Origin of the sequence: Kitasatospora sp. NPDC059648, from assembly GCF_042734825.1 — a bacterium.
Taxonomy (GTDB): Bacteria; Actinomycetota; Actinomycetes; order Streptomycetales; family Streptomycetaceae; genus Kitasatospora.
On sequence record NZ_JBHWDU010000129.1, the window covers coordinates 1 to 15950 of the forward strand.

13 protein-coding genes are annotated in these 15950 nt (G+C 70.1%); 5 read left to right on the forward strand and 8 right to left on the reverse strand.

What is annotated here, in order from left to right:
- Positions 1-434: 434 nt before the first annotated feature.
- Entirely contained in the window at positions 435-722 is a 288-nt protein-coding gene (locus ACFV1W_RS37845) for a hypothetical protein (RefSeq protein ID WP_380421832.1), read from the forward strand.
- A gap of 681 nt (positions 723-1403) precedes the next feature.
- On the opposite strand, the gene ACFV1W_RS37850 is transcribed toward ACFV1W_RS37845, so the two are convergent.
- The 3 genes from ACFV1W_RS37850 to ACFV1W_RS37860 all read right to left on the reverse strand — a co-directional run bounded on the left by ACFV1W_RS37850 (position 1404) and on the right by ACFV1W_RS37860 (position 2700).
- A complete protein-coding gene (locus ACFV1W_RS37850; protein ID WP_380421833.1) occupies positions 1404-1610 on the reverse strand; it encodes a hypothetical protein in 207 nt (68 codons plus the stop codon).
- A gap of 21 nt (positions 1611-1631) precedes the next feature.
- On the reverse strand, positions 1632-2138 hold the full coding sequence (locus ACFV1W_RS37855) for a hypothetical protein (protein WP_380421834.1): 507 nt from the start codon (positions 2136-2138) through the stop codon (positions 1632-1634).
- Positions 2139-2259: 121 nt separating this feature from the next.
- Entirely contained in the window at positions 2260-2700 is a 441-nt protein-coding gene (locus ACFV1W_RS37860; protein WP_380421835.1) for an ester cyclase, read from the reverse strand.
- A 110-nt stretch (positions 2701-2810) separates the two neighbouring features.
- Here ACFV1W_RS37860 and ACFV1W_RS37865 point away from each other — a divergent pair, with 110 nt between their 5' ends.
- Positions 2811-3473: a TetR/AcrR family transcriptional regulator C-terminal domain-containing protein gene (locus ACFV1W_RS37865; RefSeq protein ID WP_380421836.1), complete on the forward strand. Its 663-nt coding sequence runs from the start codon at positions 2811-2813 to the stop codon at positions 3471-3473.
- A gap of 805 nt (positions 3474-4278) precedes the next feature.
- Positions 4279-4569 carry a hypothetical protein gene (locus ACFV1W_RS37870; RefSeq protein ID WP_380421837.1) on the forward strand — a complete coding sequence of 97 codons (291 nt, stop codon included), beginning with the start codon at positions 4279-4281 and terminating at the stop codon, positions 4567-4569.
- Between the two features lie 339 nt (positions 4570-4908).
- Here the strand turns inward: ACFV1W_RS37870 and ACFV1W_RS37875 are convergent, their stop codons facing one another.
- From ACFV1W_RS37875 to ACFV1W_RS37895, 5 genes are all read right to left on the reverse strand, one after another.
- A complete protein-coding gene (locus ACFV1W_RS37875) occupies positions 4909-5043 on the reverse strand; it encodes a hypothetical protein (RefSeq protein WP_380421838.1) in 135 nt (44 codons plus the stop codon).
- Between the two features lie 277 nt (positions 5044-5320).
- Positions 5321-6730, reverse strand: coding sequence for a Helicase associated domain protein (locus tag ACFV1W_RS37880; RefSeq protein WP_380421839.1), 1410 nt, complete (start codon positions 6728-6730; stop codon positions 5321-5323).
- Between the two features lie 326 nt (positions 6731-7056).
- The gene (locus ACFV1W_RS37885) at positions 7057-7398 is read right to left on the reverse strand and encodes a VOC family protein (protein ID WP_380421840.1); all 342 of its coding nucleotides are present in this window, start codon (positions 7396-7398) and stop codon (positions 7057-7059) included.
- A gap of 417 nt (positions 7399-7815) precedes the next feature.
- A complete protein-coding gene (locus tag ACFV1W_RS37890) occupies positions 7816-8319 on the reverse strand; it encodes a nuclear transport factor 2 family protein (RefSeq protein ID WP_380421841.1) in 504 nt (167 codons plus the stop codon).
- 14 nt (positions 8320-8333) lie between these two features.
- Positions 8334-9071, reverse strand: a complete 738-nt coding sequence (locus tag ACFV1W_RS37895) for an SDR family oxidoreductase (RefSeq protein WP_380421842.1) — start codon at positions 9069-9071, stop codon at positions 8334-8336.
- Positions 9072-9195: 124 nt separating this feature from the next.
- On the opposite strand from ACFV1W_RS37895, the gene ACFV1W_RS37900 reads away from it, so the two are divergent.
- Together ACFV1W_RS37900 and ACFV1W_RS37905 are read left to right on the forward strand one after the other, a co-directional pair.
- The gene (locus ACFV1W_RS37900) at positions 9196-10038 is read left to right on the forward strand and encodes a helix-turn-helix transcriptional regulator (protein ID WP_380421843.1); all 843 of its coding nucleotides are present in this window, start codon (positions 9196-9198) and stop codon (positions 10036-10038) included.
- Positions 10039-10085: 47 nt separating this feature from the next.
- Positions 10086-15950 (forward strand): LamG-like jellyroll fold domain-containing protein (locus tag ACFV1W_RS37905; protein WP_380421844.1); only part of this gene is annotated, 5865 nt, incomplete at its 3' end.

The following is a 15950-nucleotide window of genomic DNA, read 5'->3' on the forward strand; positions in this document are numbered from 1 at the left end:
CCCTGACGCCCTGCCTCCCGCCGGTGTGACCGGCCACGGTCAGACCGCCCGGGGCAGCGTGACGAGTCCCGCCGGAATGCCGGTGCACAGGTCTAGGCCGGGTCGTCCGAGCTGACGGTGTCGCGCTGGAGGCCGGCCCGCTGGTCAAAGGTTGTCCCCCGTCCTTCCACGACGGGGGACAACCCGCTGCCAGCCTATTGGTCGCCCAACCGTCTCCACATCTATCGGGTGACCGAGAGCCGTACCACGTGAGCGACTGGCGCACACAAGCACCCGGGACCGTACACAGCAGCCCAGCACCGATCCCGGGCACAACCGGACCTCCAACAGCCCCTATCCCCACCGCCGCGGACCGGTCGCACCCGACTCCCAGCAACAGCCGAGTACCGCTGCACCACCCCGTCATAGGTCAATCGGGAAGTGGATGGTTTGCCATGAGCGTTACCGCGTTCCTTCTCGCCCTCGGCACCACCTGTCGCATCACCCGTTTCATTACCAAGGACACGCTGGCAGCGGGGTTCAGGTCGTGGACCGCAGCTCGCTTCGGCGACGACTCCCGAGCGACCTATCTGGTCAGCTGCGGATGGTGCACCAGCATCTGGGCCGCCACCGCCACCGCCCTGTACGCCACCTTTTTGGAGGGCTCACCATGGTTCCAGATACCCACGGCTACCCTGACGCTCTCGTACCTGGCGGGGATCGCTTCACGCTGGCTGGACTGACCGACGACGGCCCCATGAACCCCCTGCCCCACGAATCGAAGCCGAAAGGATGGCGGCCATGTCTTGCAACTGCGGCGGAGGATCCCCACACACCACCATCGTCTACCAACTGAACCTGCCCGACGGCACCATCCGTCGGTACGTCACCTACCAGGAAGCCGTCGACGCAAACCAACGCGCGGGCGGCACAGGAACAATCACTGTCTCCAGCCAATAGGCCGAGGAGCTTCCCCCTGAGCGGAAAACGACCCGCGATCGGACGGGGGCTGCACCGCTCGGTTCACCCCTTCCCGCACAGCCCGGACACCGTTTCCGTCGCAGGTCACGGCAGTTAATGACCGACGAGAACGACCCGGCTCGGCGGGAAGGGTCCGACCGACTGTACGAAGCTGTCCTCGGCATCTGGCGGGCCGGCAGGTGAGACCGCGCCGCCGGATGGCATGTTCGCGGCCGGAAGATTGCAGGTCAGAAGCCCTGGTCATCTGCTGATCATCAGGTCTAGCATTCCCGCCACGGCGGCCCCACCACAGCACCATCGGGCCGCCGAGCAGAGCAGCCGCGCCGCGGCTCGGCGCTGCTGGCCTCCCACCGGCCGGGCCCCGCGAAACACCCCCCCTGCTTCCCCGGGACCCGGCCGCCTGCGCTCCGTCCCTGTGGACGCCCGGAACACAAGGTGCGGATCTACGGGGCCTTGTGCCCGCGGCGAGAGCGTGCGGCCCGCTGCATCTCGGCCTCCGCCAGGTGCCGGCGCCCGGCGGCGAGGTCCTGGCGGACCCGCTCCTCGACGGCGGCGAACACCCGGGAGTAGGTGCAGTCGTACGCCTCGATCAGCTGGTAGGTCCACATGCCCGGGACGACATCCCGGCCCAGGAGCTCCCGCTCGACCATGCCGTTAGGGCCGACCGGCGGTCAGGATGCAGATCGGAGCCCTCCCGTCGTTGCGGTCACCGTCCGTGAACGTTCCGGGGTGCCATGGCGGCCATCCGGACGGGCGGGTGCGGGCTGGTACCGCGTCTCTCTCGCGTGAAGTCCGCTGTATGTGTATAGGCCCAGGCCTGAGTGTTGGATGTCTTCAATGGTGAAGTCCTGCACCTGGTGCCACTGGTATTCGCGAGTGCCGAGAGCACTGGTGGTCTCAATGCCCTGGGGTCCGATGGTCAGGTCCCAGCCTCTGGACATGCGGTGCATGACTGTGAGTACGGGCAGCGCCAGAAGGAACAGTAGCGCCGGAGCACCGACGATCGATGACAGAACGAACCAAGCCATCCACGCGTTGTCCTGTTGCCCGCCCCCGATCTCGATGCGGTGTAGCGCCAGGGGGACGACGACCCCCGGCGGGGCCAGCATCAGCGCCGCCACCGCCATGCGGACCATGAAGCGCTTCGGCGCAGGATCGGCGTAGGTTTCTACTGTCAATCCCCTGTAACCGTGGAGTCCCCCGTTATGCGGCCTTGGCCTCCTGACGGGCCTCGGCGCGTGCCTTGCTGATGATCCGTTCGAACTCCATGGGCGGCAGGCCGCCGGCCGCGCTGTGGGGTCAGTCCATGGTCGGCCAGTTCCAGCCGAGCTGGATGAACATGCCGAGGCGGTCGCTCACAGCGCGGATCTCGGCGATTCGGCCGGCGCAGACGGTGAAGATCCAGATCTGCTCGACGTCGCAGCGGCGGTGGGTCGGCTCGGGCATCCGGGCGTGGTAGCCCGTGTGGACACCGGCCACCCGCAGCCGGGCAACGACCTCGTCACCCTCGGCGATGAGCTGCTCGATGTGGAAGCCGTCGCCCTCGGCCTCGGTGCTGAAGGCGGCCAGCTGGAGGCGGAATCCCTCGATGGCGGCGCCGGGGGCGTCTTCCTCGCCGAAGATGATCTTGTTGTGGTCGATGACCGACGGGGAGAGCAGCTGTACCCAGCCCTCGCCGGAGCGGTCGTTGAGCGCGGCGACGAAGTCGCGGATGACCTGCTTGTTGATGGTGGTCGACATCGTGGTTCCCCCTGCGGCGGCCTGTTTCTTACGGTGTAAGTTTCGCTGGAGATGAGTGTTCTCTTATGCTGTAAGAAAGTCAAGCCGGTGCGGGGAGGCGGAGGGCGGAGATGACGATTCATCAGGCGGCTCGGCGCGGCCGGGGCGAGCGGGTCGGGCTGAGCAGGCGGCAGATCCTCGACGCGGCGCTCGGCCTGGTCGACCGGGACGGGCTCAAGGGCCTGACGATGCGTTCGCTCGGCCAGGAGCTGGGAGTGGAGGCGATGACCCTCTACCACTACGTGCCCAACAAGGACGCCCTGCTGGACGGCCTGGTGGAGCAGGTGTTCACGGCGGCGACCCCCGCCACGGACGGCTCGGCCGACTGGCGCACGGCCCTGCACGCCTACGCCACCGCCCTGCGCGAGGGTCTGCTACGGCACCCGGCCGTACTCCCGCTCGCCACCTCCCGACCCGCCGTCACGCCGGCGACCCTCGACGACCTCGAGGCTCTCCTGCGCCTGCTCACGGCCGGCGGTTTCCCGCTCGGCCGCGCCCTGCACGCGCTCAACTCCCTTGCCGTGTTCGTGATCGGCCACGCGACGGCGGAGGCCCAGATCGTAGTCGGAGCCGAGGAGGCCGGTGGCGCCGACTGGTTGGCCGCGCTCGAGGCCGAGCGGTACCCGCTGCTGATCCGCGCCGCGATCGAGGGGGTCGGCGCGGACGACGCCGAGCGGTTCGCCTTCGCGCTCGATGCCCTGCTACTCGGCTTCGACGCGCTGCGCTCGGATTGAGGCGGAGCCAGCGTCACTGGATCGCCGTCCGGGCCGTCTGTCCCCCCGGGTGGTCAGGGCCAACCGGCACGCCGACGCCGACCTCCAGAACGCGCTGCGCCGCGAGCGCCACCGGCATCAGGATGTCGCCGCCTGCGCCCGCGAGGCCACTCTCCGCGCCCGCCAGACCGCGGGCGAGCAGCCGCCAGCGCCGGTGGAGTCGCCGGTGGACTGGTTACGGATCGACGCCCGGCGCCACGCGGCGCGGATCCTCCAGACGGTGAAGCTGCGCGCGTTCAGCCCGCGGGCGACCGAGTGGCAGCGCGTGCACGCCGTCGCTGCCAGGTTGCACCTCGAACACGGTCAGACCCCACAACCGACTTCAGCCGGCCCCAGACGTTCACCACCACTGATGTCACCCTGGACGTGGTCCACCAAGCCGACCGCCCTCGCGAAGCGAGTGAACCCGCGGCCCCGGTCGCTCCGGTCGCTGCCATGGCCGCGATCCCCGGCGACATACCGATCCCCGAGCCGACGCTGCGTCGGACCACCGGCCGGCGGCCGCTCTGCGGATCCGGCCCGCTACTGGTCGGAAGACACTTGGTGGGTCCTGGCAGGCGCGTTTCCATCAGTCCCGTCGCCGGCGCGGGAAAGCCCCTGCCCAGCGCCCAGGTCACGCTGCTCGCACCACCTCAGCCAGCGGCATCCGGGCCGGTACGGGTCGCGCGGCGCCAGCCGTCGGTGATGTGGGCGCCGCCCGTGGGGTGGGCACCGGGCCGGTCGGGTAGCCGCGCGCCATGACGCCCCATGCCAAACCATCCGCGGTGTGACCGGTGCCTCCAGCCGGATCGGGTACGAGCTCGCCAGGGAGTACGCCGAACACGGCTTCGACCTGCTGATCAACGCCGAGGACGGCCACCTCGCCGAGGCCGCCGACCGCCTGCGCGGCGCCCAGGTGGCCCGGCAGGGCTTCGAAGCGCTGATGGCCGGCAAGGACAAGATCACCGCCGGCTCCCTCAAGACCCGGGCCCAGGCCGCGGCCAACAAGGTCCTGCCCGACAGCGCCAAGGCCGAGCTGCACCGCGGGATGGCCGAACACGGCTCCGGCGACGACTGACCGGCGCCTGGCCCCACCGGAGCACCGCATGAACTCCCCGACACCCCCACTGAAGATCGCGACCTGGATCACCGACTTCTACAACACCCGCCGCCGGCACAGCGCGGCCGGCGGCCTGCCGCCCGCGGAGTTCGAACGGATCATCAGCAAAGCACGAGCCGACGCCCATCAGGAGGCCAAGGCCGCATTGCGGAGGACTCCACGATTACAGGGGATTGACACCAAGGTAAAACGTCGCTACTGCAGGGAAGGACCTGTCCCAGCCGGTTAGGGGTGGTGATCATCTATCCCGGGTCCTGCATCACGAGCTCCCCGACAGAGCCCGTAAGGTCGAGGAGGTCAGCAACCAGTCGACTGGCTCTCGGCGATGTGGCGCAGCAGGGCGGTCACGTGGCTGGCGGGCATCATGAGTTCGCCGCCGTCGTGCCGGTAGAAGACGAGGGGGAAGCGTTGGTCATGCTGGTCTTCGTCCACGGGTGTTCCTTTTTGTCGTGTGTTTCGGTCAGTCGGTGGCAGGTGCCGCACTCGGCGCGGCCGTGCGAGCCGATCTTGGGGGCGTCGTCCTGTTCGTAGTGGGGGTCGGCATCGACCGCGGTGTCGTCCTCAACGGAGCGGGTCGCGCCCGTCGCCCCATGAACGGGTCCACTGCGCGTGCCGGGACGCCTTCGGCTGTTGGGTGGTGGTAATTCGTCTTCTCCGGGGAACGGGTCGTGCCTCCCGGAGCTGGCCGGGACGGTGAGGTGCGACGGGGTCAGCCCGTCACGGTCCTGGCGTGCCGGGTGAGCGCGTCCAGGAGGGCGGTCTGCCGCTCGGTCAGCTTGCCGTCGGTGCGGGCCTTGTCCTGCTTGCGCAGCCACGCGCCGGGGCGGAACGCCGGGTCATCGCCCAGGCCTGTGCGGTTGGCGGGCCCGGTGAGGCTGCCGCCGGCGGCGAGGTAGGCGAGGGGGCGGCGGTAGGAGCGGTTCCAGTCCGGCTCCAGGCGCCACAGCTCGTCCAGCGCGTCGAGCTCGGCCGTCTGGTCGGCGCCGAGGTTCTCGGCCTTGCGCTGGCGGTGCATCCAGGCGCCGACCGCGTAGCCGTCGAGCTTCTCGGTGGCGGGGATGGCGAGGTGGCCGTGGTGGGCGGCCCACGCGCGGGCGTAGGCGGGGCCGCGTTCCCAGGCGCCTGCGTGCTTGGACCAGATCATGCCGAGTGCGGCCAGCTCCGAGACGCGCGCGGCATCGGGCAGGCCTTGGCCGTTCAGGTAGCGCTGCCGGTCGAGCCAGGAGATCAGCTCCCCCGGGCGGGTCTTGTCGGTGGGGTCGAGGTGGCCGTGTTCCAGGTGGGACCTGGCGGCAACGGCGTGCATCCGCTGCCACTCCATCGCCCGCGGGCTGAACGCCCGCAGCTTCACCGTCTGCAGGATCCGCGCCGCGTGGCGCCGGGCGTCGATCCGCAGCCACTCCACCGGCGACTCCACCACCGCCGCCGGCTGCTCGCCCGTCCCGGCCTCGGCGGCCGCGCCTTCCTTGGAGGCCTCGGAGGTGAGCAGGGCGGACTGTGCGCGGTGGGCGCGCAGCTCGGTAATGCGGCCCACGACCCGGGCGTCGTGCGCGGCCAGCGCCCGCAGGACACGCCAGATCATCCGGAAGCTGGAGGCCTCGATCTCGGTGTCGGCCTCGGCCTTCACCGCCTCGCCCGCATCCTTCACCTCGGCCGGGTCCGCGGCCGCCGTCTCGTCGCCGACCAGCGGCGTCGGGAGGTAGACGGGGATGATGACCCAGGAGACCTTGCCCTGCCGGTAGGACTGGCGCAGCGCCCGGCCCACCGCCTGGACGATGTCGATCATGCTGGATTTGGGGTCGGCGAAGCCGACCGCGTCGACCGCAGCAACGTCGATGCCCACCGTCAGGAGACGGGAGTTGCAGAGGATGCCGCACTCCTCGCCGTCCTCGCCGGTGTGGGCCTTGAACTCCGCGAACGCCGCCCGGCGCTCACGCAGGCGGTCGGTGCCGGCCACCGCCTTCGCCCAGATCCGCTCCGGCCGGTCCGCCTCCTTCAGCAGCGCGGCCGCCGCCGGCAGGTTCGCGTCGAACTCCCGCGCCCTCGACACCCACGAGTGGAACGTGATCACCCGGCGCAGGCCCAGGTCCGCGACCGCGCGCAGCACCGCGACCTGCAAAGCCAGGCACAGCAGGTCCTCGTTCGAGCGCTGGGAGCGCAGGTCAGCGACGGCCGGGAGGTTGAGCAGGTCGCGCAGGTCTTCGTCGGTTGACGACCGGGACCAGGACGCGGTAGTCGGCGAGGTAGCCGTGCTCGATGCCCCGGCCCAGGGTCCAGGTGTAGACGGTCGGGCCGTAGATGGTCTCGTTCCGCTGACCGGCGACCGGCCGTTCCCGAGTGCCCGGCGCCCCGGGAACGAGGTGCGCAAGCGCGCCGTCTGCCGTGGGCGGCCGTGCTGGTCGCAGTCATCGCCTAGTGGCTGCGACCAGCACGGTGGCGCTGCTCTCAGTGGACGCAGAACTCGTTGCCGGCCGGGTCCCGCAACACGGTCCAGGTGAGGCCCGGAACGCTGTGCTCGCCGACGACGCTCGCACCCAGAGCGACCAGCCGCGCCACCTCCACCGTCAGGCTCGTGCCGGGCGCGGCGGCGAAGTCGATGTGCACCCGGTTCTTGCCCCGCCGCTCCTCGGCCACCCGCTGGAAACCCAGCGCCACCGGCTCGGCCTTGACGATGACGAAGTCGCCGTGGTCCTGGGCGATCTCTCCTCCCAACGCAGTGGCCCACCACCGGGCCAGCTCCTGCGGTTCCGCACAATCCACCGTGATCATCACTGTCGTCAGATTCATGATCGTCAGCCTAGCCACGGCCACCGACAACCGACGGCACCGAGCGGCACCGAGCAGGGCCGGGGTGGACTCCGGCCCTGCGCCGGGCCAGGGGGCGGGGTGGTGCTGTCGTGCTGTCGCGCCCCAGAGCGAGGAGGGGGATCCGGGGGCCGGGTCGGACGTGCAGGCGCCTAGCCGGTGGCGACGGCCCGCCTCAGGCCGATCACCGCCGGGGTGTTGGCCGGCGTCACGGTGTAGGCGGGCCCGCGCATCGGCGCGGGACGCCGCACCGTGGCACGTTCCGGTGCCGGCGCCCGAACACAGATGCCACCGCCTCACCCGCGGCCTCCCCGGTCGGAGGTCATCAGTCTCCCTCGCCCGTCGCACTGCCGCCTATGGCATGGAAGCCGTCCGGCGTGGTGCCCACCTGGGTTTCTCTTACCCGCTGCTGGATGAGGAGGTCCGGCACTCCGGTTCGAAGGCTCGCAGGGTGTCGTCGCCGTCGGTCCACAAGACCCCGAGCCGCTGCCGGGCCAAGAGCCAGCTGTCCCCGTTCCGCCGGAAATCCCAGTCGTAGGGGCCGCCCATGGAGTAGGGGGCGGAGGTTCTCCCGGGAGCGGTGACGGCGACGAACCACATGTATCCGATGCCGGTTGCCCGGTCGCCCGTCACGTCTACGTGCATGTTGAGGATGTGGTGCTGGATGCTCGTGTAAGGCGACTCGGCCTCCTCCACCGTCGCGCGGATGGCCTCCCTTCCCTGGATTCGCTGCCAGGGCCCGAACTCCAGCACGGCGTCTTCGGCCCAGCACGCGGACCAGGTCTGCCAGTCCTTGCGGTCCAGTGCCCGCCAGCCGCGGATCATGAGGGCGTGCAGGGCGTCCCGGTCCTCCAGGGCGCGCACTCTGCGCGCCAGGTCGTCGAGGGCGGGGGTGTGCGGCATTCCGGTTCCTTCCGTCACTGGGCGCTCGCCGCGGGTCGTACGACGATCTCGTTGACGTCGACGTGCGGTGGCTGGGAGATCGCGTAGGCGACGGCGTCCGCGATTGCGGAGGCCGGCAGGGCCACGGCGCGGTAGGCCCGCATGGCCGCCCGGGCGTCCGGGTCCGCGATGCTGTCGGCGAGTTCGGACTCCGTGACGCCCGGCGAGACCAGCGTGACCCGGACGTCACCGGCGGATTCCTGACGAAGGCCCTCGGAGATCGCACGGACCGCGAACTTGGTGGCGCAGTAGACGGCGGCGGTGGGAGAGACCTCGTGCGCGCCGACGGAGGCGATGTTCACGATGTGCCCGCCGCCTTGCGCGCGCATCACGGGCAAGGCGGCGGAGATGCCGTGCAGGACACCCCGCACGTTCACGTCGATCATGCGGTTCCACTCCTCCGTCCTGAGCGCCTCCAGCGGCGACAGCGGCATCACCCCGGCGTTGTTGACCATCACGTCCACGCGGCCGTAGCGCTCTTTGGCCGCTGCCACGAAGTCCTGGACGTCGGCGGCCTCGGTGACGTCCAGGCGTTGGGTCGCCGCCGCGCCGCCCTTGGCGGTGATCTCCGTGACGAGTTGGTCCAGGCGATCGGTGCGCCGTGCTCCCAGGAACAGGCGGTGGCCGTCGGCGGCGAGCCGGCGGGCGGTCGCCTCGCCGATCCCGCTGCTGGCACCGGTGATCGCTACGACCTTGACTGTCTGGTCCGGCATGACTGCCCCTCATCTCTCGGTAGGGCACCGAGTCTGGGCGAGATGTTCCAGGCGGCCCAGGCCGTGTGCTGTCTGGGTGCGGTACACCCAGGCAGCACACCGGGCTGCGGCCTAGCCTGGGCACATGACCGACAACCAGCTGGGTGAGTTCCTGCGCGCGCGCCGTGCGGCCGTGCGGCCAGACCAGGTCGCGATGCCGAGCCATGGCGTGCGGAGGGTGGCCGGGCTGCGCCGCGAAGAGGTCGCCGTACTGGCAGGGGTGAACGCGGACTACTACACCCGGCTGGAACAGGGCCGCGAACGCCACCCGTCCGCGCAGGTGGTGGATGCGCTCAGCCGCGCGCTGCTGCTGGATACAGATGCCCAGGCCCACCTTCACCAACTGTCCGGAACCGCGCCGTCCCAGTGGGCCGTCGCCGCCACCGACCAGGTGGCCCCCGCCCTGCGCGTCCTGCTGGACGGCTACCCCAGCACTCCGGCGTTCGTCATCAACCCGATCCTGGACTTCCTGGCCGCCAACGCCCTGGCCGAGGCGCTGTACTCCCCCTTTGAACCGATGGACAACCTGGCCCGCATGGTCTTCCTCGACCCGGCAGGTCGGCCGTTCCACCCCCGATGGGACCGGACAGCCGAGACCGTGGTGGGGCACCTGCGCCAGGCGTACGGACTCGATCCGGGCAGTCCACGCCTACGAGATCTCGTAGGCGAACTCAGCACGCGCAGCACGGACTTCGCCCGGCTGTGGAACACCCACACCGTGCGCGGCAAGACCCGGGAGGACAAGCACTTCCACCACCCGGACGTCGGCGGCCTGACCCTCACCCACCACGCATTCGACGTGCGGGACGCGCCCGGCCAGCAGTTGATCATCTACCATGCCGATCAGGACAGCCCCAGCGCCGAGGCACTCAGCCTGCTCGGCTCCGTGCACGCCACAGCGAACCACCCCCATCCGTCCGCCGGGTGACGGCCTGTGCGTGGCACAGTGAGCACAACGGATTTACGGACCTTAGCTTGGACCCGCGCACCTCGACGCTGTTCGGCAGCGGTTGGACCTCCAACTTCGACATGCGGGTCCAGCCCGACAACGACGGAACCGACTCCGTCGTCCTCACCACCGCCAGCGGCCGGGCCGCCCGCTTCGGCGCCGACCCGAACAAGGGCGCCCTGTACACGCCGCCGTCCGGCGAGTTCCAGTCCCTCACCAAGGTCGCCGCAGGCTTCGACCTGATGGCCAAGGACGGCACCCGCTACGAGTTCCACGCCGCCTCCGGTGACGGCTACGCCCTGTCCCTGGTACGCGACGCGCTCGGCCGCACCCAGGAACTCAGCTACGCCAACGGCGTCCTGACCACGGTGAAGGACACCACCTCCGGCAGGATGCTGCACTTCGAGTGGACGGCCGGCAACCGGCACGTCGCGAAGGTCTCCACCGACCCCGCCACGGGCACGGACTGGAACACCTCCCAGACCTGGACCTACACCTATAACACCAGCAACCCCGACCAGCTGGACCAGGTCTGCGCCCCGGCGACCGGCGGGAACACCGCACGGTCCTGCAGCAGCTACTCCTACACCGCTGGCTCCCACATGCGCTCGGCCGTCCTCGACTCCGCGCCCGTCTCCTACTGGCGCCTCGGCGAGTCCTCCGGTACCACCGCGGGCAGCGAGGTCGCCGAGAATCAGGGCAACGACAACGCGACGTACTCCGCCAAGGGCGTGACCCTGGGCACCCCCGGACCGGCGGCGGCCGCGACCGCGGCGACCTTCGACGGCAGCAGCGGCTACGTCACGCTGCCGCAGACCGAGCTGTCGACCTCGTCCTACGCGTCGGTGGGACTCTGGTTCAAGACCACCGGCTCGGGCGTGCTGTTCAGCTACCAGGCGGAGACCTTTCCCGGCAACGGAACCACCGGGGGCGACTACACCCCCGCGCTGTACGTCGGGCAGTCCGGCAAGCTTCACGGCAAGTTCTGGGCCGGCTCCTCCAATCCCATGCAGTCGGACAAGGCGGTCAACGACGGCCAGTGGCACTTCGCGCTGTTGTCCGCTGCTGGGAACACCCAGACCCTCTACCTCGACGGTCAGGCCCAGGGCACGCCGCTCGCGGGTCCCGTCCTCGCACCGGGACAGCGGGCCGGTGCCATCGGCGGAGGTTTCACCAGCGGCTGGTGGCAGGACAGCCCGTTCACCGATCTCACGGGCCGGGCCAGCTACTTCTCCGGCAGTATCAGCGATGTCGCCTTCTACAACCGGACCCTCGGTGCCCCGGCCGTCCAGGCCCTGTGGCAGGCCGGCAGCCGGCCCTCGACCGAGCTGTCCGGCGTGAAGCTCCCCTCTGGCAAGTCCCGGCTCGCCGTCTCCTACGACACCGCCAAGGACCGCGCCTCCCAGGTCACCGACGAGAACCTCGGCACCTGGAAGCTCAACACCCCCACGGTGACCGGGTCCTCCCAGGAGTACCGGGGCAGCGTCATGGGTTCCCGGCCGACCGACTACTGGCGGCTGTCCGACGGCGCCGGCGTGCAGGCCGCCAACCAGGTCTACACACCGCGGCCGACGCCCAACAACGGCACCTACGCCAACGTCGACCTCGGCGCCGCCGGCCCGATGAACGGCTCCGCCGGATCCGCGTCCTTCGACGGAAGCACGTCCTGGGCGGAACTGCCCGCCACCTACGCCCCGCAGAACGGGCCCGGCGCGCTCGCTCTCTGGTTCCGCACCGACCGTGCCGGCGTGCTGCTCTCCTACCAGTCCTTCCCGGTCAACGGCACCCCCAATGGTTCCACCGACCGCTGGAATCCGGCACTCTACGTCGACAGCAACGGCAAGCTCCGTGCCCAGCTGTGGATGGGTGATGCGGCGCAGACCCTGGCCAGCGGTGCCACCGTCACCGACAACAAGTGGCACTTCGCGGTGATCTCCGCCGACACCCAGACCAGCCAGACCCTCTACCTCGACGGCGCGGCCGCCGCCGGACCGCTCAACGGAACGATCAGCCCCAACGGCACCAACCACGTATTCCTCGGCGCGGGCAACGTCACCGGCGGCTGGCCGCAGCCGCCGACGGACCGGGCGGGCCACTTCAAGGGCCAGCTCGCCGATGTGGCCGCCTACCCGCACGGCCTGAGCGCCGCGACCATCTCCTCGCTCTACCAGCTCGCCACCGCTGCCGACGTCACCCAGTACGACGCCGCCGTGGTCGACAGCAAGCCCACCGGCTACTGGCGCCTCGGCGACACCAACGGTAACCAGGCCACCGAGCTGATCTCCTCGGCCGCACTCGCCCAGAACCGCGGCAGCTACCACAACACCACCTGCTGCCAGAACGGCCCCTGGGCCTCCGGTACCTCCACGGCCACCGGCTTCAACGGCACCACCTCGTACGTTCAACTGCCGCCGAACACCGCACCCAAGCACTGGGGGGCGGCCACCGTCGAACTCTGGTTCAAGACCACCAGCCCCGGCGTGCTGTACAGCTACCAGTCCTTCCCGATCGACGGGAAACCGAACGGCTCCACCGACCGCTGGAACCCGGCGCTCTACATCGGCTCGGACAAGAAACTCTACGGCGCCCTGTGGACCGGCTCCGCAAGCAACGCCCTGGTCTCCACCACCACCGTTGCCGACGGGAACTGGCACCACGTCGCCCTAGCGGGCGACGGCAACGGCCAGACCCTCTACCTGGACGGTGCCCCCAACGCCACCAGCACCACCGCGCTGCCCATCACCTACAACGGCTCCGCGTACGCCTACCTCGGCGCCGGCTGGACCGGCGGCGGCTGGCCCAACCCGCCGTCCGACCAGGTCGGCTACTTCAACGGCACCATCGCCGACTTCTCGCTCTTCCGATACCGGCTCACCAAGGACACGGTCTCCGGCCACTACAACCGCGCGACCTCCGCGGCCGTGGCCGGCGGCGTGGACGCCGCGAACGCCTACCGCACCAAGATCGTCCAGGACAGCGCCACCGGCTACTGGCGTCTCAACGACCCGTCCGGTTCCTGGTACGCGGCCAGCCAGCTCGGTGACGCGCGCCCCGACGTCAACACCGGCAACCTGACCGACGTCCTCCTGAACGGCAACGGCCCCTCCAGCGACCCCAACCAGCGCTCCGCCGTCTTCAACGGCACCACCTCACAGGTCCAGCTCCCCTCCGACGCCGCCCCCATCCACGGCCCGGCCAGCATGGAACTCTGGTTCAAAACCACCAGCGGCGGCCCCCTGTACAGCTACCAGGACTTCCCCGTCGGCTCCCCGCCAGGCAACACCTGGAACCCTGCCCTCTACGTCGGCTCCGACGGCCGCATCCACGGCGAGTTCTGGATGGGCTCAGGCGCCGTCATGACCTCCGACCGCACCGTCAACGACGGCAAGTGGCACCAGGTCGTCCTCGCCGCCGACGACAGCGGCCAGACCATCTACATCGACGGACAGCCCAGCGCCTCCGACACCAGCGGACGCAAGATCACCTTCAACGGCACCCCGTACGTCTACCTCGGCGCCGGCACCACCACCGGCTGGAACTGGACAGCAGGCGGCGCAGACCACTTCAACGGCAACATCGCCGAAGCCTCCTACTACACCAGCCGGCTCGACGCCACCACAGTCGCCGCCCACTACAAGGCCATGGGCGACGGCGGCACCGCCACACCCGTCACCACCGCCACCGTCACCGACCCCACCGGCTACAACCTCACCTACCAGTACGACACCCGCTCCTCCCGCCTGCTCTCCCGCAGCGACGGCTACGGCAACACCACCCGCTACAGCTACGACACCGCCGGCTACCTCTACGCCGTCAGCGACCCCAACGGACACACCATCACCACCGGGCACGATGCCCGCGGCAACACCGTCTCCCGAACCACCTGCCGAGGCGCCGGAAGCTGCCAGACCAGCTACGCCACCTACTTCCTGGACACCGGCAACCCGCTCAACCCGGCCAACGACAAAATCCTCACCTCCAGCGACGCCCGCTCCTCCGGCCCCGCCGACACCACCTACACCACCCGCTACACCTACGACGCCAACGGCCAGCTGACCTCCACCACCGCCCCGGCCACCCCAGACTTCCCCAAGGGCCGAGTCAGCTACACCCTGCGCACCGACGCCACCACCCAGGCCCAGGGCGGCGGAACGGCACCGCTCGGACTGGTGCGAGCCCAGACCGGCCTGCTCGACGCGGCGGCCTACCCGGACCCGGGCAAGATCCCCGCCGACCAGCAGACCACCTACACCTACCGCAGCAACGGCGACCTGGCCTCCATCGCCTCACCGCTACGCCCCGCCGTCACCTACGGCTACGACAACCTCGGCCGCACCACCAGCCAGTCCTTTAGCTGCGACGACTGCCCCGGCGGCACTCCGACCGCACCCCGGACGCTGGAGACCGACTACACCTGGGACGGCCAGGGCAACCAGGTCACCCGTACAGATCCGTACACCACCGACGCCGTCACCGGTACCAAGCACACCCGGCAGACCACCACTACCTATGACGTCGACGGCAACGTGGTCGGCCAGACCGTCGCCGACACCACCGGCGGCGACCCGGCCCGTACCACGACGTGGACGTACGAGCCCGACACCAGCCGGGTGAAGCAGGTCAAGGACCCCGCCGGCCACCTCGTCTCCTACACCTACGACCGCTACGGCAACGTCGCTACCAAGACCGACGCGGCCGGCACCACCTACAGCTACAGCCACTCACCCATGGGTCAGCTGCAGCAAACCGCCGTCACCAATTACACCGGCAGCAGCGCAACCCCGACCGCGCCGCGCTGGCAGGTCGTCGACTCGCGCGGCTACGACCCGGCCGGCCGTCCTGCCACCGACACCGACGCGATGGGGCGCACGACCCACACCTACTACAACGACGACAACACCGTCGCCGAGATCGACCTGGACGGCTACCACAACACCAACGGCACGCTGCGCAACGTGGTGCTCCAGCAGAACACTTACGACGACGCGGGCCACCTCACCCAGCAGGTCACCGGCGGTGGCAAGACCACCACCGCTACCGCCTACGATGCGGCTGGCCGCGTCACGAGCACGAGCACCGACCCCGGCGGCCTCAACCGCACCACCGCGTACACCTACGATGTCGCCAACCGCCCGACCAGCGTGATCAGCACGGGCGGCGCGGACGCCAGCTCGGCCCAGACCGACTACGTCTACGATGTCACCGGGAACGTGCTCAAGCAGACCGCCCGCAACCAGCCCACCGACTCGGTGGTGACATACGGCTACAACAGCCGCGGCCTGCGCACCAGCGCCATCAGCCCGAACGGCAACGCCGCCGGTGCCGACCCGACCGCCTACACCAGCAGCACCGGCTACGACGAGGCCGGACGGCCCACCGTCACCACCGGCCCGCTGTTCAGCGCCGAGGCCTACGACCCGGCCACCCGCGGCAGCCAGCCGCAGCAGATCCGGCCGATCAACCGGACCGGCTACGACACCTTCGGGCAGGTCACCTCCAGCGTCGACGCGCTGGGCAACACCGTCACCAACACCTACGACCCGGACGGCAACCGCGTCGCCGTGGCCGGCGCCGCGTACACCGACCCGCAGTCCGGCAGCACGATCACGCCGGCCTCCACGGTCCAGTACGACGCGCTCGGCCGGCCCGTGACCAGCGTCGTCGACCCGACCGGCCTCAAGCTGACCAGCACCACGAAGTACGACCAGTTCGGCAACGTGGTCCAGGTGACCCTGCCACCGAGCGGAGGTGCCACCGCCCCGACCGTCACCAAGTCCTACGACCTCGACGGCGAACTGCTCGCCACCACCGGCCCGACGGGCGCGGTCAGCCAGTCCACCTACGACGACCTCGGACGGCGCATCACCAGCACCCAGCTGGAGCGCTACCCG